This is a genomic window from Halomonas sp. G15 (assembly GCF_021282295.1).
Classification (GTDB): Bacteria; Pseudomonadota; Gammaproteobacteria; order Pseudomonadales; family Halomonadaceae; genus Halomonas; species Halomonas alimentaria.
The window spans coordinates 62,996-82,994 of the sequence record NZ_JAJSPA010000001.1 but is presented as its reverse complement, the minus strand read 5'-3'; the positions used below and the strand labels follow the sequence as shown (position 1 = coordinate 82,994).

13 protein-coding genes are annotated in these 19,999 nt (G+C 68.5%); 8 read left to right on the top strand and 5 right to left on the bottom strand.

Features of this window, described 5'->3' with window-relative positions; translation table 11 throughout:
• The first annotated feature begins 3 nt into the window (after positions 1–3).
• Positions 4–381, top strand: a complete 378-nt coding sequence (locus tag LWH48_RS00385) for a holo-ACP synthase (protein ID WP_161430404.1) — start codon at positions 4–6, stop codon at positions 379–381.
• On the opposite strand, the gene LWH48_RS00380 is transcribed toward LWH48_RS00385, so the two are convergent.
• A complete protein-coding gene (locus LWH48_RS00380; RefSeq protein WP_232910838.1) occupies positions 321–3,044 on the bottom strand; it encodes an ATP-binding protein in 2,724 nt (907 codons plus the stop codon). The genes LWH48_RS00385 and LWH48_RS00380 overlap by 61 nt on opposite strands.
• 110 nt (positions 3,045–3,154) lie before the next feature.
• Between LWH48_RS00380 and cysM the strand changes: the two genes are divergently transcribed.
• From cysM to ppc, 5 genes are read left to right on the top strand one after another with little or no spacing between them, the layout of a single operon-like run.
• Positions 3,155–4,051 (top strand): cysteine synthase CysM, encoded by an 897-nt coding sequence (cysM, locus tag LWH48_RS00375; protein WP_161430408.1) that lies wholly within the window; start codon positions 3,155–3,157, stop codon positions 4,049–4,051.
• Between the two features lie 3 nt (positions 4,052–4,054).
• Positions 4,055–5,506, top strand: coding sequence for a TRAM domain-containing protein (locus LWH48_RS00370; protein WP_232910837.1), 1,452 nt, complete (start codon positions 4,055–4,057; stop codon positions 5,504–5,506).
• The gene (relA, locus tag LWH48_RS00365) at positions 5,499–7,787 is read left to right on the top strand and encodes a GTP diphosphokinase (protein WP_232910836.1); all 2,289 of its coding nucleotides are present in this window, start codon (positions 5,499–5,501) and stop codon (positions 7,785–7,787) included. Before LWH48_RS00370 ends, relA begins: the two co-directional genes overlap by 8 nt.
• On the top strand, positions 7,784–8,728 hold the full coding sequence (gene mazG, locus LWH48_RS00360) for a nucleoside triphosphate pyrophosphohydrolase (protein ID WP_232910835.1): 945 nt from the start codon (positions 7,784–7,786) through the stop codon (positions 8,726–8,728). The genes relA and mazG overlap by 4 nt, the downstream gene beginning before the upstream one ends.
• Complete coding sequence (ppc, locus tag LWH48_RS00355; RefSeq protein WP_232910834.1) at positions 8,725–11,373, top strand: phosphoenolpyruvate carboxylase; 2,649 nt, start codon at positions 8,725–8,727, stop codon at positions 11,371–11,373. Before mazG ends, ppc begins: the two co-directional genes overlap by 4 nt.
• Before the next feature lie 112 nt (positions 11,374–11,485).
• Here ppc and LWH48_RS00350 read toward each other — a convergent pair whose 3' ends face one another.
• From LWH48_RS00350 to LWH48_RS00340, 3 genes are all read right to left on the bottom strand, one after another.
• On the bottom strand, positions 11,486–12,103 hold the full coding sequence (locus tag LWH48_RS00350) for a hypothetical protein (protein WP_232910833.1): 618 nt from the start codon (positions 12,101–12,103) through the stop codon (positions 11,486–11,488).
• A 161-nt stretch (positions 12,104–12,264) separates the two neighbouring features.
• Positions 12,265–13,164, bottom strand: a complete 900-nt coding sequence (locus LWH48_RS00345; RefSeq protein ID WP_232910832.1) for a ketopantoate reductase family protein — start codon at positions 13,162–13,164, stop codon at positions 12,265–12,267.
• Positions 13,164–15,098, bottom strand: coding sequence for a DNA topoisomerase III (locus LWH48_RS00340; protein ID WP_232910831.1), 1,935 nt, complete (start codon positions 15,096–15,098; stop codon positions 13,164–13,166). Before LWH48_RS00340 ends, LWH48_RS00345 begins: the two co-directional genes overlap by 1 nt.
• Before the next feature lie 119 nt (positions 15,099–15,217).
• On the opposite strand from LWH48_RS00340, the gene LWH48_RS00335 reads away from it, so the two are divergent.
• On the top strand, positions 15,218–16,468 hold the full coding sequence (locus tag LWH48_RS00335) for an ABC1 kinase family protein (RefSeq protein WP_232910830.1): 1,251 nt from the start codon (positions 15,218–15,220) through the stop codon (positions 16,466–16,468).
• Between the two features lie 223 nt (positions 16,469–16,691).
• Positions 16,692–18,533 carry an SEC-C metal-binding domain-containing protein gene (locus tag LWH48_RS00330; protein ID WP_232910829.1) on the top strand — a complete coding sequence of 614 codons (1,842 nt, stop codon included), beginning with the start codon at positions 16,692–16,694 and terminating at the stop codon, positions 18,531–18,533.
• Positions 18,534–18,551: 18 nt separating this feature from the next.
• Here the strand turns inward: LWH48_RS00330 and LWH48_RS00325 are convergent, their stop codons facing one another.
• On the bottom strand, positions 18,552–19,919 hold the full coding sequence (locus tag LWH48_RS00325) for an AmpG family muropeptide MFS transporter (RefSeq protein WP_232910828.1): 1,368 nt from the start codon (positions 19,917–19,919) through the stop codon (positions 18,552–18,554).
• Positions 19,920–19,999 lie beyond the last annotated feature (80 nt).

Sequence of the window (19,999 nt, the reverse complement as noted above, 5' to 3'; positions counted from 1 at the left end):
GCGATGATTCTGGGGATCGGTACCGATATTGCCAGGGTGGCGCGCTTCGAGGCCGCCCTGTCACGCCGGGGCGAACGCCTGGCGGGGCGCCTGCTGGGGGAACTGGAGCGCGAGCGGCTCAACGAGCAGGTCCGGCCCGCGGCCTTCCTGGCCAAGCGCTTCGCGGCCAAGGAGGCCTTCGTCAAGGCGCTGGGTACCGGCCTCAGGAACGGCATGCGCTGGACCGAGATCCAGGTGGTCAATGACACCCTCGGCAGGCCCTCGCTGCTGCTCGCCGGCAAGGCCCACGAACTGGCGCGAGCCGCCGGGGTGCGTGCCACTCACCTGTCGCTATCCGACGAGGTGGAGTTCGCGGTGGCCTTCGTGGTGCTGGAGGGGTGAGGGTCCAGGGGATGCTCGCTACGCCAGCGACGTAGCTCCCCCATGGCGCTGAACAGGTCCTCCAGCAGTGGTGTCACGGCCTCGCGCCCGCGGGTTCTCAGGCGGGTCTCCATGGTCTCGGCAAGCAGCCCCAGGCGCGGCGCACCGCAGTAGCGGCAGGCGCCATTGAGGGCGTGAATCGCGTCCAGTAGCGCCTCGTCATCCTGCTCGGCGTGGGCACGACGTATCGTGGCTTCGCTCTCGTCGAGGGAGTCGATCAACTGGTCAAGCAGCTGTCGGGCCAGCGATTCCCGGCCGCCGGCCAGGTCCGTGCCCAACGACAGATCCACCGCGCGCAGCTCCGAGCCCGGGGGCTGGTCCGGCGGGGCGGTGCGGCTGGTGAGCGGTGCCGTGAGATGGTCGGGCGCTCTGCCCAGATGGCGAGTCAGCAGGGTGGCCAACTCCTCGGCGTCCAGGGGCTTGACCAGCACGTCATCCAGTCCACTGGCCAGCAGGCGTCGACGCTCGTCCTGCAGGGCATGAGCAGTCACGGCGACGATCGGCGTGCGGCTCCATGCCTCCCCGAGATGACGCAGCGCGTGGCTCGCCTCGATGCCGTCCATGCCCGGCATGCGGATATCCATCAGCACCAGGTCGAATTGCTGCCGGCGCCCCAGGGCCACGGCCTGCTCACCGCTGCTGGCCAGGGTGACTTCCATGCCGGGGCCGGCCAGCAGTTCGCTCATCAGCCGGCGGTTGGCGTCGTTGTCGTCCACGGCGAGCAGGTGCAGGCGGGTGTCGGGGCCGCTCGATGCGTCGCCGCTACCGGAGGCGTCCTGCTTCCGGGGCAACAGTCGCTCGATGGCGTCGGCCAGGCTATGTCGGGTCACCGGCTTGGCCAGGATCTCTCCGCCATGGGGCAGCGCCAGGTCGGGGAAGTCCAGCGGACTGGCGGTGCACAGCAGCAGGGCCGGACAGGGCAGCTCGGCGAGGCGTTCGCGCCAGTGGCGCAGCTGCTCGGAGGAGTAGGGCGGGGCACCCAGGCTGGCCACCAGCAGGCTGGCCGAAGAAGAGGCCGACGCCTTGGCGTCCAGTGTCCTGGCTCCCCAGCGCCGTAGGAGGTACTGCAGGGCACGCCGCGTGGCCGGGTGCGGTTCCTCCAGCAGGATACTCGCTCCCGCCAGATGCAGCTCCGCTGGCCGCTCTGTTCCGGTTTCGCCGGCCAGTGGCAGGGTGAAGGTGAAGGTGCTGCCGTGTCCCGGCTCGCTCTCCACCCCGATCTCACCGCCCATCTGCTCCACCAGCTGGCGGCAGATGGAGAGCCCCAGCCCGCTGCCACCGAATTCCCGCGAGTGGCTCGGGGTCGCCTGCTGGAAGGCATCGAACAGCCCGCGGCAGTGCTCCGCCGACAGGCCGATGCCGGTGTCCGACACGCTGACGCGCAGGGTGACCCGGCCGGGCTCGGTTTCCTCCACCATGACGCGCACCAGGACCTCGCCGCGCTCGGTGAATTTCACCGCATTGTTCACCAGGTTGGTCAACAGCTGGCGGATGCGCATGGGGTCGCCATGCAGTATCGTCGGCACGTCGTCATAGACCATGCCGACCAGTTCCAGTCCCTTCTGCTGGGCCGTGGGGGCTTGCAGGGCCAGTACCTCGTCGACCAGCTCCACCATCTCTACCGGCAGCCGCTCGAGCTCCAGCCGGCCCGCCTCGAGCCTGGAGTAGTCGAGCACGTCATTGACCAGCAGCAGCAGGTTGCCGCAGGCACGGTTGACGTGCTCCAGCCACTCCTGCTGCCGTGCATCCAGTGGTGAACGGCCCAGCAGCCGACAGAAGCCCACGATACCGTTGAGCGGGGTGCGGATCTCATGACTCATGTTGGCCAGAAACTCCGACTTCACCCGGTTGGCTTCCACGGCGCGCCGATGGGCCAGGTCGAGCTGCATGTTCTGGACCTCGACGGTCTCCATCGACTCCTCGAGTTCCGCGGTGGCCTGGGCGATCTGGCGCTGCATCTCCTCGCGGGCCTCCTCCAGTCGCGTGGCCAGCGTATTGATACGGCTGCCCAGGGGAGGTAGCTCGGTGGGCGAGGGGGGCAGAGGGCGTACAGGCTTGCCGCGGGTCAGGCGTTCCAGGGTGGCATCGATCTCCTCGAGGGGGCGTTGCAGGCGCCGATAGCTGACGCTCGTGGCCAGCCCCAGCACGCCCGCACCCAGCAACAGCAGCAGGCCGGCACCCGCCAGCTGTCGGTAGTGCTCGAGGAGCAGCCCGCTGGCGTCGATATCCATGACCAGGCGTTCGCCGCTGCCATCGAGGGGGGTGCTCAGTCGCCAGTGGCCGTCGCCATGACGCTGCCACCCCGGCGCGTCGTCGAGGGTCACGCCCTTCTCGAGGCGCCCGATCTCCACGCGTGGCGTGCCGCCGGCATCGACCACCGCCACGGCCTTGACCTCCCTGAGGTCCAGCAGACGGCCGGCGCCCGCTTCCAGGGCTTGAGTGTCATTGTCCTGCAGTGCGGCCGTCAGGCCGGGCTCGATCAGACCCACGGCCCTTGCCAGTTCCGCCTCAAACCGCGCCTCATGCTGTCCGCGGTGCAGGGGCAGAGTGATAAGCGCCACGCTGACCATCAGCAGCAGGGGCAGTACCAGGGCGATCAACAGCAGGCGCAGCTTCAGTGACATGGGAACTCTCGGGTAGGGATGACACCAAATACCACGCGGCCGAGGATGCCTGTCCACCCCGGTGCCACGCGGATATAATGTTGAAAATACCTTTAGAGAAGGATGCTTGCATGCATTTTCCCACCATCGAGGAGATTGTCGGCCACACTCCGCTGGTGCGCCTCAAGCGGATCGGCGCCGGCCGCAACAATGTGCTGCTGGCCAAGCTCGAGGGCAACAATCCGGCGGGCTCGGTAAAGGATCGTCCGGCCCTCTCGATGCTCGAGCAGGCGGAGGCTCGCGGCGAGATTGTCCCGGGTGACACCCTGATCGAGGCCACCTCGGGCAATACCGGCATCGCGCTGGCCATGGCCGCGGCCATCAAGGGCTATCGCATGGTGCTGATCATGCCCGAGAACGCCTCGGAGGAGCGCAAGCAGTGCATGGCCGCCTATGGCGCCAGGCTGATCACGGTCAGCAAGGAGGGCGGCATGGAGGAGGCTCGCGACGTCGCCGAGGCGATGCTCGCCCGCGGCGAAGGCAAGCGGCTGGACCAGTTCGCCAACCCCGACAACCCGCTCTCTCACTACCGCGGCACCGGCCCGGAAATCTGGGAGCAGACCGGCGGCACGGTGACCCACTTCATCAGTTCCATGGGCACCACCGGCACCATCATGGGCGTCTCCCAGGCGCTCAAGGAGCGCAATCCCGGGGTCGAGATCATCGGCCTGCAGCCCGAGGATGGCGCCAGCATCGCCGGCATCCGCCGCTGGCCGGCGGAGTACCTGCCGAGCATCTTCGATGCCAGTCGCGTCGATCGGGTACTCGATATCGGCCAGCGCGAGGCCGAGGTGCATATGCGCCGCCTGGCCCAGGAAGAGGGCATCCTGGCCGGCGTCAGCTCCGGTGGCGCCCTGGCCGGTGCCCTGCGCGTCGCCGAACAGGTGGAGGATGCGGTGATCGTGTTCATCGTCTGCGACCGCGGCGACCGCTATCTCTCCACCGGCCTGTTCGCCCCGGAGGCCTGAACCATGGCGATGCTGGGCAAGCGGCGGCCGCGCCGTGAGCGGTCGGGGGTCTCCGGCCTGCAGGGCCGTCAGGCAGACGCCAGGACGGCGGCCAAGGCGCTGGAACACGGTGAGGCGCCGGGCCTGCGGATCGAGCGCCTGGCCCATGACGGCCGGGGGCTGGCCCACGATGCCGCCGGCAAGGCGCTGTTCGTCGAGGGGGCGCTGACCGGCGAGCGCGTCGAGGTGGCGGTCCATCGCACCCGCAAGCGCTTCGACGAGGCTCATGTGCGTGAGGTGCTCGAACCCTCGCCGCAACGTGTCGACCCGCCCTGTGCGTACTATGCCCGTTGTGGCGGCTGCGACCTCCAGCACCTGGCGGTACCCGACCAGCGTCGCCACAAGCAGGCGGTGCTCATCGACCTGCTGGCCCGTCAGGGCATCGAGATCGACGGCGAGCCCGAGTTGCTGGCCGGCGCCAGCCAGGGCTATCGCCGGCGTGCGCGGCTGGGGGTGAAGATTGATGCCGAGGGCCAGCTCCACCTGGGCTTCCGGGCGCGGCATACGCACCGCCTGGTAGATATCGAGCACTGCACCATCCTGGTGCCGGCGCTAGAGGCGCTGCTGGTTCCCCTGCACCGTCAGGTAGCATCGCTCCAGGCGCCACGCCAGGTGGGGCACCTGGAGTTGCTGGCCAGCGACCAGGACACCACCCTGGTGGTGCGTCAGCTGAAGGAGAATACCGCGGATCGCGAGGCCTGGCGTGCCTTCGGCGTCGAGCACGGGGTACACCTGGCCTGGCTGTCGGGACGAGAAGCCCCCGTGCTCGAGTGGCTGACCACAGCACCGGCGCTGAGCTGTCGTGTGCCGGGGGACGCCGGCGAGCTGACTCTGGGCTTCTCGCCGGGAGACTTCCTGCAGGCCAATGCCGAGGTCAACCGGCAGATGGTCACAACCGCCCTCGAGTGGCTGGGCACCCTCGAGGGCGCCGCGCTGCTCGACCTCTTCGCCGGGGTCGGCAACTTCAGCCTGCCGCTGGCCTCCGCCGGGGCTCGGGTGACCGCGGTGGAGGGCAACCCGGCCATGGTCGAGCGCCTGGAGCGCAACGTCCTGGCCAATGCTCGGGGGACGGCCCTGTCGGTCGCGGCGCGTCAGGCCGATCTGGCGCAGGAGGGCGCCGTGGCGGCGCTGCTCGCGGAGGTCCGACCCGAGGTGGTGGTGCTCGACCCGCCGCGAGACGGCGCCGCGGAGGCCGCACGGGCGCTGGTGGCTGCGCCGGTCCCGCGGGTGCTCTATGTCTCCTGTGATCCGGCCACCCTGGCCCGGGATGTGGCACACCTCATGCATGGGGGGTATCGGGTCACGCGTATCGCCGTGGCCGACATGTTCGTGCACACCTCACATCTGGAATCGATGCTGCTGTTGGAGCATTCACGGGCTCAGCAGCAGCGGCAAGGAGCATCAGCCGATGGTTAAAGTCCGTGAGGACCAGCCTCTTACCGCGTCGGGGCGTGTGGATATCGACCTGTGGGTGGCGCGCCTGCAGGAGGACGTCAGGCTGCGCGACCCGGCCAGGATGGTCGAGGCCTGCCGCCTCGCCGAGCGACTGGACCGCGAGTCGGAGCGGCCCCATCGCGACTGGCTGGCGGATGGCTCCAGCTTTCGCATGGGCCTGGAGATGGCCGATATCCTGGGAGAGCTCAAGCTCGACCAGGCGGTACTCGAGGCCGCCGTGCTCTATCGCGCGGTTCGCGAGGGGCTGATCGGCCTGGAGGCGGTCGCCAAGCAGTTCGGCGATGAGGTGGCCAGCCTGATCGACGGCGTGCTGCAGATGGCGGCGATCAGTGCCACTCAGCTGCCCAGCCACGAGATGAGCCAGCATGACCAGCAGGACAACCTGCGCAAGATGCTGGTCAACATGATCGATGACGTGCGCGTGGCGCTGATCAAGATAGCCGAGCGCACCTGTGCGCTGCGCCAGGTCAGGGATGCCCCTCGCGAGAAGCAGTTGCGCGTGGCCCGTGAGGTGTTCGACATCTATGCACCCCTGGCGCATCGCCTGGGTATCGGCCACCTCAAGTGGGAGCTGGAGGACCTCTCCTTCCGCTACCTCCATGAGGACGACTACAAGGCCATCGCCCGCCAGCTGGCCGAGAAGCGCCTGGATCGCGACCGCTACATCGCCGATGTGGTCGACACCCTCAAGGCGCTGCTCGAAGCCCAGGGCATCAACCGCTATGACGTCGATGGCCGGGCCAAGCACATCTACTCGATCTGGCGGAAGATGAAGCGCAAGCGCATCGACTTCTCCCAGGTCCACGATATCCGCGCGGTGCGCATCCTGGTGCCCGAGGTGGCCGACTGCTACACCGTGCTGGGACTGGTGCATTCGCGCTGGCACCACGTGCCCAACGAGTTCGACGACTACATCGCCAACCCCAAGAAGAACGGCTACCAGTCGCTGCATACGGCGGTGATCGGACCCGAGAACAAGGTGCTGGAGATCCAGATTCGCACCTTCGCCATGCACGAGGAGGCAGAGCTCGGGGTGTGTGCCCACTGGCGCTACAAGGGCCACGATACCAGGGCCAAGAGCAGCAGCTACGAGGAGAAGATCGCCTGGTTGCGCCAGGTGCTGGAGTGGCAGGAGGAGGTCGGCGACTTCGGCGACCTGCGCGAGGGGCTCAATAGCGACGTCGCCCCGGATCGCATCTACGTCTTCACACCCGACGGCCATGTCATCGACCTGCCGCGCATCGCCACCCCCATCGACTTCGCCTACCGGGTGCACACCGAGGTGGGGCATCGCTGCCGAGGTGCCAAGGTCAACGGCCGTATCGTGCCGCTCACCTACCGGCTCAAGACCGGCCAGCAGGTGGAGATCCTCACCGCCAGCAAGGGAGGCCCCAGCCGCGACTGGCTCAACCCGAGCCTGGGCTATGTGCGTACCTCCCGTGCCCGCGCCAAGATCCAGGCCTGGTTCAAGCACCAGGCCCGCGACCAGAACCTCGAGGAGGGGCGTGGGCTGTTCGAGCGCGAGATGAAGCGCCTCGACCTCGAGGACATGGACCTCGATACCCTGGCCCGCAAGGTCAACTACCAGAGCCGGGATGACATGTACGCGGCGCTGGGGGCGGGCGATCTGCGCATCGGCCAGGTGCTGCATCAAGCCCAGCAGCTGTTCGGCGAGAACGACGACCAGGAGCAGCTCGAGCGCCTGCTGGCCAAACCCAGGCGTTCTCCGGCCAAGGGGGCACAGAGCGATATCACCGTGCTCGGGGTCGGCAACCTCAAGACCAGCATGGCCAACTGCTGCCACCCGGTGCCCGGGGAGCCGATCGTCGGCTTCATCACCCAGGGGCGCGGCGTCACCGTCCATCGTCAGGACTGCCCCAACATCCTCCAGCTGCGCCTCGACGAGCCCCAGCGCATCATCGAGGTGGAGTGGGGCGAGCGGGCCCGTACCCAGTATCCGGTCAATATCGAGGTGCAGGCCTGGGACCGCTCCGGCCTGCTGCGCGACGTCACCGGGGTGCTCGGCAACGAGAAGGTCAACGTGCTGGCGGTGAACACCCTCACCGACAGCGACGACGGCATCGCCCGCCTGCAGATCACCGTGGAGGTGGACGGCCTGGAGACCCTGGGGCGACTCTTCTCGCGCATCCAGCAGCTCTCCAATGTCATCGAGGTGCGGCGCCTGCGCAGCGGCGCCGGCGGTGGCGGCCGCAAGGGCAGGAAGAAGGAGCGCAGGTCATGAGCCATCGCCACTCCCTGGAGGAGCTGCTGACCCTGATGGCAGTGCTGCGCGACCCCGAGCAGGGCTGCCCCTGGGACCTCGCCCAGGGGTGGGACTCCATCGTGCCGCACACCCTGGAGGAGGCTTACGAAGTTGCCGACGCCATCGAGCGGCGCGCCTGGGACGAGTTGCCCGGCGAGCTCGGCGACCTGCTCTTCCAGGTGGTCTACTACGCCCGCTTTGGCGAGGAGGAGGGGCGCTTCGATTTCCACGACGTCGTGGATACCCTGACCGCCAAGATGCTGCGCCGCCATCCCCATGTCTTCCCCGACGGCACCCTGGCCTCGCGGCGCCCGCCGGGCGTTTCTGCCGCGGAGATCGAGCAGCGTCAGGTCCACTCCCGCTGGGAGGTGCTCAAGGCCGAGGAGCGCGCCGCGCGGGCTGCCCAGGGAGCGGGCGCATCGGCGTCTGGCTCGGCGTCGGTGCTGGATAGCGCCGCGGCTTCGGTGCTGGATGACGTGCCGCGCACGCTGCCGGCCCTCTCTCGCGCCGCCAAGCTCTCGAAGCGTGCCGCCCGGGTGGGCTTCGACTGGCCCGATTCCCGCGGAGTGATCGCCAAGATCCGCGAGGAACTGGACGAGGTGGAGGAGGCGTTGGCCGCGGGTGACCGGGACCACGCCGCCGAGGAGGTCGGTGACCTGCTGTTCGCGGTGACCAACCTCGCCCGCACTCTCAAGGCCGACCCGGAGCAGTGCCTGCGCGCCACCAACGCGAAGTTCGAGCGTCGCTTCCGTTATGTGGAAGCTGCCCTGGCCGCCGAAGGTGGCAGCCCCGATGCTGCCGACCTAGACACCATGGAGCGTCACTGGCAGGCCGCCAAGCGCACCGAAGTCCGGCATTCGGACGTCACCGACGATATCGATAACAACGTCACCGCCATCCCCGGAGAGTCACGGCAATGAGCCACGATCTGCACGAATCCCTGCGCGACAACGTCCGTATCCTGGGTGACAGCCTGGGACGCACCATCGCCGACGATCTGGGCCATGGTTTCGTCGACCGGATCGAGGCGATCCGTGGCTTCGCCAAGCGCGGCCGTCAGGGCGACGAAGCGGCCCAGCGTGAGCTGATCGACTACCTGCGCGGCCTGCCTGACCGCGACCTGCTGCCGGTGACGCGGGCCTTCAACCAGTTCCTCAACCTGGCCAACATCGCCGAGCAGCACTACCGGGCGCGCTTCCGCCGCGTGGAGGACTACCGCCCGGGCACCCAGCCGGTGCTGTCGGAACTGGTAGAGCGGGCACGTCGTGCCGGCAACTCGCCGCGCAAGCTGGTGGAGAGCCTGGCCGGCATGCGGGTCGAGCTGGTGCTCACCGCCCATCCCACCGAGGTCATCCGGCGTACCCTGATCCAGAAGTACGACGCCATCGACGACTGTCTGACCGCCATCGAGTCTTCGGCGGATTATCCCGAACGAGGTGCCCGGGCCAAGGGGCGCCTCGAGGAGCTGATCAGCCAGGCGTGGCATACCGACGAGATTCGTCATGAGCGGCCCTCGCCGGTAGATGAGGCCAAGTGGGGCTTCGCGGTGATCGAGAACTCACTGTGGCAGGCGGTGCCCGACTTCCATCGCGACCTGGACAACCTGCTGCTGGAGACCGCCGGCGAGCGCCTGCCGCTGGATGCTGCGCCGATCCGCTTCGCTTCCTGGATGGGGGGCGACCGGGACGGCAACCCCAATGTCACCTCCCGGGTGACCCGCGAGGTGCTCCTGCTGGGGCGCTGGATGGCGGCCGACCTCTACCTGCGCGACCTAGAGCAGCTCAAGGCCGAGCTCTCCATGTGGAAGGCCAACAGCGCACTGAAGGCCGAGGTCGGTGATGCCGGGGAGCCCTATCGCGAACTGCTGCGCCGGCTGCTGGCGCGGGTCGAGGCAACTCGCGACTGGGCCAAGGCGAGCCTCGACGGCAAGCCCTACGATGGCGGCCCGATCATCGAGAGTCGCGACCAGCTCTATGCGCCACTGCTCGCCTGCTACCGCTCGCTGTGCGACGTGGGGCTCGACACCATCGCCAACGGCGCGCTGCTCGACACCCTGCGCCGGGTCGCGGTGTTCGGGGTCACCCTCACCAAGCTCGATATCCGCCAGGAGGCGGGCCGCCATGCCCAGGTAATGGAGGAGCTTACCGATGGCCTGGGACTGGGCCACTATCGTGACTGGAGCGAGGAGCAGCGCCAGGCCTTCCTGCTCGAGGAACTCGCCTCGCGGCGACCACTGATTCCCCGGCGCTGGGAGTGTTCGCCGGAGTCCCGGGAGGTCATCGATACCTTCCGGGTGATCGCCGCCGAGCAGCCTGAGGCGCTGGGCACCTATATCATCTCCATGGCGGCACAACCCTCCGACGTGCTGGCTGTGGCGCTGCTGATGAAGGAGGTGGGGGGCGAGGTCAAGCTGCCCATCGCGCCGTTGTTCGAGACCCTCGACGATCTCAATCATGCCGGCGAGGTGATCGACCGGCTGCTGGCGCTGCCCGGCTACCGTCGTCACGCCGGGGATCGCCAGGAGGTGATGATCGGCTACTCGGACTCGGCCAAGGATGCCGGCCAACTGGCCGCCGCCTGGGCCCAGTACCGCGCCCAGGAGAGCCTGGTGGAGGTGTGTCGCCGACACGAAGTCGACCTGACCCTGTTCCACGGTCGCGGTGGCACCGTGGGGCGCGGTGGTGGCCCCGCCCATGCCGCTATCCTCTCCCAGCCGCCAGGCTCGGTGAACGGCAGCCTGCGAGTAACCGAGCAGGGCGAGATGATCCGCTTCAAGTTCGGCCAGCCGGAGATCGCCCTGCGCTCTATGGAGATCTACGCCTGTGCGGTGCTGGAGGCGACCCTGCTGCCGCCACCGGATCCGGAGCCCCAGTGGCGTGAGGAGATGGACCGCCTGGCCGAGATCGCCCATGGCGCCTATGTGGGAGTGGTGCGGGAGGATCCCGACTTCGTGCCCTACTTCCGGGCGGTGACCCCGGAGGGCTCGCTGGGACGACTGCCACTGGGTTCACGGCCTACCAAGCGCCGCCAGGACGGCGGGGTGGAGACCCTGCGAGCGATCCCCTGGATCTTCGCCTGGACCCAGATCCGGCTGATGTTGCCGGCCTGGCTGGGCAGCGGTGAGGCCTTCGCCACGCGCGTCGAGGAGGAGGGCGGCCGTGAGGTGCTTCAGGAGATGCGGGATCGCTGGCCCTTCTTCGGTACCTATCTGGACATGCTGGAGATGCTGCTGGCCAAGGCCGACGTGGGTATCGCCGCCTACTACGAGCATCGCCTGGTCGACGAGCCGTCCCTCAAGGCGCTGGGCCTGCGCCTGCGCGACCGCTTCGAACGTCTCAACGGAGTTCTGCTGGAGATACTCGAGCAGGAAGAACTGCTGGAGAAGACGCCGCTCATCCACCAGGCGATTGCGGTGCGCAACCCTTATATCGACCCGCTGCACGGCCTGCAGGCGGAACTGCTGCAGCGTAACCGCGACGCCGACGGAGCGATAAGCGCCGATCTCTCGCGGGCGCTGATGGTCACCATGGCGGGCATTGCGGCGGGGCTGCGTAATACGGGATAGGCCTTCGGCCAGGAGCAAGGGGTAAGGAAGCAAGGATGCATGCGAGGGCGTTGCGTTCATGCCTGGTAGCATCGCTACGCAGCTTGCGCCTTGAAGCGGCGTAGCCGCGCTCTTAGAAGGGAATATTGATCGAGGCGGTCAGCAGGTTGAGGTGAGCCATGTCGGGGGCGTCGTACTCCTCGAGCTCCAGGCGGCTGGTAAAGCCCGGGAACTGCAGCCGGGCGCCGAAACCCTGCACCCGGGTAGTGCCGGCCTCATCGAAGTCGCCGCGGGGAATCACGGCATCTCCCTCCCAGCCCACCAGGCCGGATTTGGCATACAGGCCGAAGTGCCCCAGGCGAACGCCCGCCACCAGGCTGCCGCCGAGGCTAACGGTATTGACCAGCAGCTGCTGGTCGCCGAGGCGGGTGGGCACTTCGTCGCTCTCGCGGTAGCTGAACTCGGCACCGAGGTCGAGCTTGGGCATCTGGAAGGGACTGAAACCGGCGATCAGCCGAAAGCCGGAAGTGAAACCATCGGGGCTTTCGATGTCCTGGCCGTCGATAACGACGCCGTTTTCCAGGCGCATGAGGTCTTCCGGCTGGCCGGCGTAGACGGGGCTTTCTCTATCCCCGCGTTTCGACTTCTTGGCAATGTCGTCACCGAGGCTACCCTCGGCGGCGGCAGCCCCGAGCGAGGCGGTGAGGGCAAGGCAAGCCAGCAGCACGGCGATGGTGTGACGGGATGTCATGGGTCCCTGTCCTTGCGCTACGGCCTGTCCAGAGGGGCAAGCCGCAGGGCGAGTAGCGATGAGATCTCTCTAGGCTAGCAAGCCGTCTCGAGATCTGCCAGCGACAGGATCGTCCTGATCGCCACTCTCCACCCATTCATGGCGGCTGGCGGACCCTTGGCTCAGCGTCCGTTCATGGTGGCCAATAGCGCTTCCAGCTGCGGTGTAGCCAGGCCGTGGCAGGTGGCAGCCGACACCAGGGGGCCCAGGATGGCCTCATGCTCGGTGGGGCGTCCCGCCAGCACATCCTGAAGCATGGAAGCACGGTTGGTGGCGGTGGCCTCCACCACCTTCCAGACCAGGGCCCGCCAGCCCTCGAGTCCCGTGCCGCTGGGCGGGGCAATCCCTTCGGCCTCCATCACTGCCGCCACCTCAGTGATGATCGTTTCCACCTCGGCCCGATAGGGGGCGTCGCGCAACTCGCCATTGCGAATCCGGTAGCGAGCGACCAGCGGGTTGATGGCGGCATTGACCGCCAGCTTCTGCCATAGCCGTTGCCGAATATCGGGCACCGCCCGGGTCGGCAGCCCGGCGTCGCTCAGCAGCCCAGCCAGTGATTCGGCGAGGACAGTATGCCCTCCGTCCAGCGAGCCAATGGCAGTGTCGCCATGGCCTGCGTGAACCACCCGGTCATCCGCTTCCACATAGGCGCCTTCGGTGGTGGTGGCGCAGAGCACCGGGCCGGGGTGGCGCGCGCTGAGCCGCGGTTGGGTGAAGAAGCCGTTCTGCCACAGCACCAGCGGAGTGTGCGCAGGAAGGTGCCCGGCCAGGGCCGCATAGGCTGCCTCGGCGGCGTAGGCCTTGGTGGTCAGGTGAACCATGTCCGGGGAGCCCTGGGGTGGGCCGGTTCTGGTGGTGACCTCGAGGGTCGACGCTTCACCCTCGGGTGTGACAAGGGTCTGGTGGCCAGGGAGGGGCCGGCGACCGATCAGCATCGCCCGCTGGTCGTGCTGGACCAGGCGCAGGGCCAGCAGTCGACCGATGGCTCCCGGGCCGATGATCCAGTGGGTTTGCCGGGGCATCAGTTACCCTCCTTGCGGCGTCGCGGCGCACGGCGCTTGCTGCCCCTGCTCGTCGCGCGTCCCGTGCCGCGCCGTCGCGACGCCCGCTGGGGTACCTTGGCTTCCTCACCCTCGGCACTGTGCAGTGCCTGGCGCAGTCGGTTGGCATCGGCGGCGCCGAGCAGGGCACGCAGGTCGCTGATCAGCGAGTCGAGGAAGGGGCCTGGCGCGCAATCCTCTTCGGCGATGGCGGTGAGTCGCTGTTCCCATAGGGCGGTGCGCTCGGGGCGACCGACCGCCTCGGGCAGCGAGGCGATCAGCGCACTGCCCAGGCGGGTGGCTCGCAGCGCCTTGCCCTGACGCACCAGATAACCGCGCTCGACCAGGGTCTCGATGATGCCGGCACGCGTTGCCTCGGTGCCCAGGCCATCGTGCTCGCGCAGGGTGCGCCTGACCGCGGGGTCATCCACGTAGCGGCCGATGTTCATCATCGCCTTGATCAGGCTGGCGTCGTTGAAAGGCTCGGGCGGGCGGGTCTCGCGATCCTCCACGCCGGCCTTCTGGCCCCGGCACGCCTCGCCCTCGGTGAGGGGCGGCAGCGGTGGCGCCTCGTCGCGGGTGGTGAACAGCGGCTTCCAGCCGGGATCGAGGATCTCCTGGCCACGAGCGCGAAAGATCTCCTCGAGGATGCGGAACTCGGCCTTGACCTCGCGGGTGGAGAGCGCGGGGTAGAACTGGGCCAGCACGTTGCGGGCGATCAGCCGGAAGACATTGGCCTCGGTGGGCGAGAGCCGCGTCGGGTCCATGGGACGCCCGGTGGGCGACAGGGCGTGGTGGGCGCCTACCTTGCTGTCGTTCCAGGCCCTGGAGCGACGCGAGAAGTCGGCGCCGGAAAGCCACCCGCGCAGGGTCTCATCGTCCCGGCAGGCGCTCTGCAGAGTGCTGCGGGCGGCGGCGAAGTGCTCCTCGGGCAGGTAGCGGCAGTCGGAGCGCGGGTAGGTGATCAGCTGGTGGCGTTCGTAGAGCGCCTGGCAGGTGTCCAGTACCACCTTGGCGGAGATGCCGTAGCGCCTGGCGGCGTCGACCTGCAGTGCCGACAGTGAGTAGGGCAGAGGGGCGGCCTGGCGCTTCTGCTGGGTCTCCAGGGCCACCAGTCGGCCCTCGGCTCCCGGCAGGCGCTCGGCCAGGGTCGCTGCGGGCTCCCGGGCCAGCAGGCGCCCCTGGTCGTCGAGCGGATGGTGCTCCCCGGGGGCCCACCAGGCGCGCAGCTCACCGTGCGCCACCGCGAGGTCGGCCCACAGCACGAAGAAGGGGCGGGGCGTGAAGTCGCGGATCTCGGCATCGCGGCGCACCACCAGGCCCAGCACCGGAGTCTGCACGCGGCCTACCGAGAGCACACCATCATGGCCGGCCTGGCGACCGGTCAGCGTCCAGGCCCGGGTCAGGTTGATGCCATACAGCCAGTCGGCACGCGAGCGCGATTCGGCGGCCCGGTAGAGCGGCTGGTAGCGACCGTTGTCCTCCAGGCGTGCAAGCGCCCGCTGCACCGCGGGGCGGTTGAGGTCGCTGACCAGCAGTCGGGATACCCTGCCCTTCCAGCCGAGGTACTCGATCACCTCCTGGACCAGCAACTGACCCTCACGGTCGGGGTCCCCGGCGTGTACCACCTCGTCGGCTGTCTTGAGCAGCTTGCGAATCGCCGCCAATTGGCCGCGAGCCTTGGGGCGAGGCGTGAGTTTCCAGCGCTCGGGCAGGATTGGCAGGGTATCCAGGCGCCACTGCTTGAGGGCGGGATCATAGGCATCGGGTGGTGCCTGCTCCAGCAGGTGGCCCAGGCACCAGGTCACGGTGGTATCGCCCACGGCAATCGCCCCCTCCTGCTTGCGGGGAGAGCCGGGCAGGGCGTCGGCGATGGCCCGGGCCAGGCTGGGCTTCTCGGCGATAATCAGGCGCATGGTGGCCTCGGCGGCGGTGAAATATGGACATTCTTCCAGTGTTCGAGGTAATTGGCCAGGTGTCACGTCGCAATCATGGTGTACAATTGTTGTACCACTATTTTCCCGCGGAGCATGCGATGCGTGAGCGAGGCAGGACGAGGCGGTTGCTGGGACTGGGGGCACGCACCGGTGGGGCGCTGTTACGTACCCGGATGGGCGGCCAGGCCGACTGGCGCGCCCTGGGTGAGGCGCTGTTCGAGGGGCTCTCCGAGCTCAAGGGGCCGGCCATGAAGCTGGCCCAGATCATGTCCCAGTGGGATGACCTGCTGCCGCCGGACCTCGCCGAGGAGCTGGCCCGGCTGCAGCGACAGGCCGAGCCGATGCCCTGGGAGTCGATTCGCCGCACTCTGGATGACCACTACGGCGATATCGATGGGGTGTTTTGTGAGGTCGAGACGCGCCCCTTCGCCAGCGCCTCCATGGGACAGGTACATCGCGCCGTGACCCACGACGGCGAGACTCTGGTACTCAAGGTGCAGTACCCCGGCCTTGCTGAGGTGCTGGAGAGGGATCTCGCCCAGGTCAGGCGTCTGATGCGCCTGGGGCGCTGGTTCAAGGTACCCCAGGCGCGACTCGATGCGCTCTTCGAGGAACTGGCGGCGAGCCTGCGCGGTGAGCTGGACTACCACGCCGAGGCCGCGGCGCTGGCACGCTATCGGCAGCGCTACTCCGACTGGCCGGGACTGGTGATCCCCGAGCCGCTGCCGGCGTACTCCGGTGAGCGGGTGCTGGCGATGCGCCATGTGTCTGGCACCCCGCTGCGCGAGCTGGAGGCCTCCGACGATGCCACCCGACAGCGCATCGCCCAGACCCTCGCCGACTGGCTCACCGAGGAACTCTTCACCCATGGCGAGCTGCACGCCGACCCGCATGCCGGCAACTTCGCCGCCGACGCCGAGGGGCGGCTGGTGATCTATGATCTGGGCGCGGTCATACCCGTGCCCGAGGCGCGGCTCAAGGCGATGATGCGCCTGCTCGAGGCCACCCTGGCCGGAGACCCGATGGCCATGGACAGTGCGCTGCTCGAGCTGGGCGGCCGTCAGGGGCAGGGTGCGCCGCTGGCGCTGTACAGGGAATCCGCCGAGGCGGTCTCGGCGCTGTTCGCCCCCGGAGAGCAGGACTTCGGCGACGTGCGGGTGCATCGTCGCCTGCGCGAGCTCTCGCCCAAGGTGTGGGCGGCCATGGACCGCCTGCAGCCTCCCGCCGACACCCTGCTGCTGTCGCGAACGCTCAACGGCCACTACTGGAACCTGGTGCGCCTCGGCGCCCGGCTCGATATGCGCTCGCGCACTGCCCCCTTGATGGCGTGGGCGCAACAACAGGGCTAACACCGTTCGACTCTCTGCGATGGCGAAAGGCGCCGGGGACAGGTCGAAGAGGGGGGCCTATGCCAGGGATGGCATCGGTAGCGCCCAGGGACGGGTTCACAGCGCCCCCTCGAAGGCCTGTCGCCGGAAAAGCCTTGAGCGGGTGTCAGGGCAGGTGCTGGCAGCTGCCAAGCCCCCGTGCGGACTGGTAGACTGTGCCGTTTTCCGGACGGTGGAGTGTGCAATGCTGGCGGTATGGGTCGAACAGCTGCTGGGATTTGCCTCGGGAGCGCTCAAGGCGATTCGCCAGGACGAGCGCTATCCGACGCTGATGGCCTGGGCTCGGGAAGAGGGACCCGCGCTGGTGGGCGGCAATCTGCCGCTGGCCCAGGCGCTGGCCCCGGAACTGTGGTCCCAGGCGCCGCTGGCGCGTCTGGATTTCCGCTGCGAGCCACTGGCGCGCCCGGGGCGTAACGAACCCTGCTGGTGCGACTCCGGCCGCAAGACCAAGCACTGCTGTGGCGCCGTGACACTGCCCGGCTCGGTGCCCGATCACCTGATGTGGATGCTCTCGCTGCGCGACTGGAAGGGCGACACCCTCAAGGCGGCGCTGGCCAGTGGCCGGGCCCCGGCCCAGGCGCTGCTCGAGGCGGGCCTGATCGCCGCCGAGACCGGCCAGCGCGGCCGCGCCCAGCAGATCCTGGAGTCGCTGTTCGAGCGTGGCGACTGGTCGCGGCTGCCGGAGCAGGCCGAACCCGCCTTCGAGATCCTCATCGACCTCTATCAGGAGCGCGGCTTCCATCGCAAGCGCGAGAGCCTGCTCGATGCCGTGCTCGAGCACGGTCCGCTGTTCCTGCGCGGCGTGGCCCTGGAGCGGCTGTGCCTGATGCACCTCGACAACGACGACCTGGACAGCGCTCGCGCCGCCTTTGTGCGCGCCCAGCAGGCCCTGCCCGACTCGCCCACTCTGGCCTATATCGAGGCCATGCTGCTGCTCCACGAGGGGCATGAAGAGGAGGCCGCCGAACGGGCCCGCTTCTGGTTCCGGCGCCTGGCTCGCCAGGGCGACCTGGATCCCGATCAGCTGCAGTTCCTCGCCGATCTGGCCGAGAATCCCGGCGCCACCCTGGCCGAACAGCTGCTCAACGCCGAGGAGGATCTGGCCGAGCCGCTGGCCTCCCTGCAGGCGCTCCTCGAGGAGCTGCCCATCGCGCCGCGCCTGGCCGTGTCATGCACAGCGGAAGGCCGGCTCGAATATCACACCACGGCCCGCGAAGACACCCTGCATGCCGCCTGGCGCCAGGTGTTTCCCGTGTCTGCCGTCTCCGACTCGCCACTGGGGCTCGAGGATGACCCCTGGCCGAGCGCTGCGGAGTGGCTCCCCGAGCTATGCAGCCACCCCGAATGGCTGGATGCCCCGGCGGTGGTTCAGGAGCTGGCGTTGGCGTTGACCACGCGCTTCGGCAGCCTGCCATGGATGGCTCCCAGCCTGTTTGTGCCGCTGGCCAGCCGGCTGGAGCGCTGGCTCGAACAGGTGGCGGCCGAGGGGCCCGGTACCCTGGCCTGGGAGGATGCCGACAACGCCCTGCTGTTGCGTACGGGGCTGGCGCTCGTAGTGGGCATGGAGCGAGGTGCCCGCGAACGTTCCCGCCAACTGGCCGAACGCCTGCTGGTCCTGGACAACCATGACAGCCTGGGCCTGCGTGAGTTGGTACTCGACCAGCTGCTGCGGGATGGCCGCGACAGCGATGCCCTGGCGCTCAGCGAGCAGCCGCCCGAAGCCGAGGCCGAGGGGCCGGCACTGGGCGTGCTGATGGGGCGGGCCCTGGCACTCTATCGCCTCGACCGGCCCGAGGAGGCCGTCCAGGCACTGGCCGAGACCCAGGCACACAACGCCCATGCACTGAAACTGCTGTGCGCCGACACTCCACGGCCGCTGTCGGGAAGCGATGATGACCCCGCCGAGCCCGGCAGCCGCGCCGAGGCCTGGCAGTACCGCACCCTGATGCGCGACCAGTGGCGGGCGACCCCGGGGGCGCTCGCCTGGCTGCAGGGGTGGCTGGATGGCGAGGCGCATCGCCGATAAATCGGGCTCCCACGGGGGTTACTGTGAGGTCGGCACCGGCGCCGGCACCAGTTCCCGGTCGCGGCTGATCCATAGCGCCAGCAGCACCGCCGGAATCCCCATGACGGCGGAGATCATGAAGAAGGTGGCGTAGCCCTCGACCTCGACCACCAGCCCACCGAAGCCGCTCAGGAACTTGCCGGGCAGGGTCATCAGCGACGAGAACAGCGCGTACTGTGTCGCGGTGTAGGCCCGCGATGTCAGGCTGGAGAGAAAGGCGATAAACACCGCACTGGCCAGGCCGTTGGCCAGGTTGTCGCCGATGATGGCCATCACCAGCAGCGGCAGGCTCTGGCCGGTGAGCGCCAGGGCGGTGAACAGCAGGTTGGTCAGCGCCGCCGCGGTGGCGCCCAGCACGAGAATGGGGCCGATGCCATAGCGCGCCACCAGCAGCCCACCCAGCATGCCTCCGGCGATGCTCATGGCAATCCCGAAGGCGTTGGTGACGTTGGCGATCTCGGTCAGCGTGAACCCCAGGTCGATATACAGCGGGTTGGCCATGGAGGCCATGGCCAGGTCGCTGATCCGGAATACCGCCACGAAGATCAGCAGCCACAGGGCCTTACGCCGATAGCGGGTGAAGAAGTCGGTGAAGGGGCAGACGATGGCACCGATCCCCCAGGCGCCCAGGCGCCGCAGCGTCCTGGGCTTGCCGCGGCTGGCCCGCAGGAAGGCACGAACCCGCGGCTCATGGATCAGCTGGCTGGTCAGGGAAAGGCGTTCCGGCTCGGGGCGCACCAGAACCGTCACCACGCCGATGCCGACCAGCGCGGCCATGGTCAGGTAGGCGGCCTCCCAGGAGAGCCAGGAGGCGACGTAGAGCGCCCCGGCACCGGCCGCCAGCAGGCCGCCGCGGTAGCCGATGATATAGGTCGAGGCCATGGCCGCCTGGATGTCCTCCGGCGCCGACTCGATGCGAAAGGCGTCGATGGCGATGTCCTGGGTGGCGCTGCCGAAGGCGACCAGCAGGGCGAAGGCGGCCACCAGCGGCAGGTGACCCTCCGGGTCGACCCCGGCGAGTCCCACCAGGCCGGCGACGATCAGCGCCTGGGCCAGCAGCATCCAGCCGCGGCGCTGGCCGAGGTGACGGGTCAGCAGTGGCAGTGGCAGGCGGTCCACCACCGGGGCCCAGAAGAACTTGATCGAGTAGAGCATGCCGATCCAGGCGAAGAAGCCGATCGCCGCTACCTCGACGCCGTCGCTGCGCAGCCAGGCCGAGAGTGTGGAGAACACCAGCAGGAAGGGCAGGCCGGCGGAGAAACCCAGGAACAGCATGGTGATGACGGGGGCGCGCAGGTAGATCGCCAGGGAGGCTAGCCAGCTTCTCTGGACGGTAGGCGTCGGCATGGGGCTCTCCTTGCAACGGTGTTAGAATCCTTGCCTCTTTCGCCGGGCTCCCGGCCCGCGAGACGGGTCGCGCAGGGCAG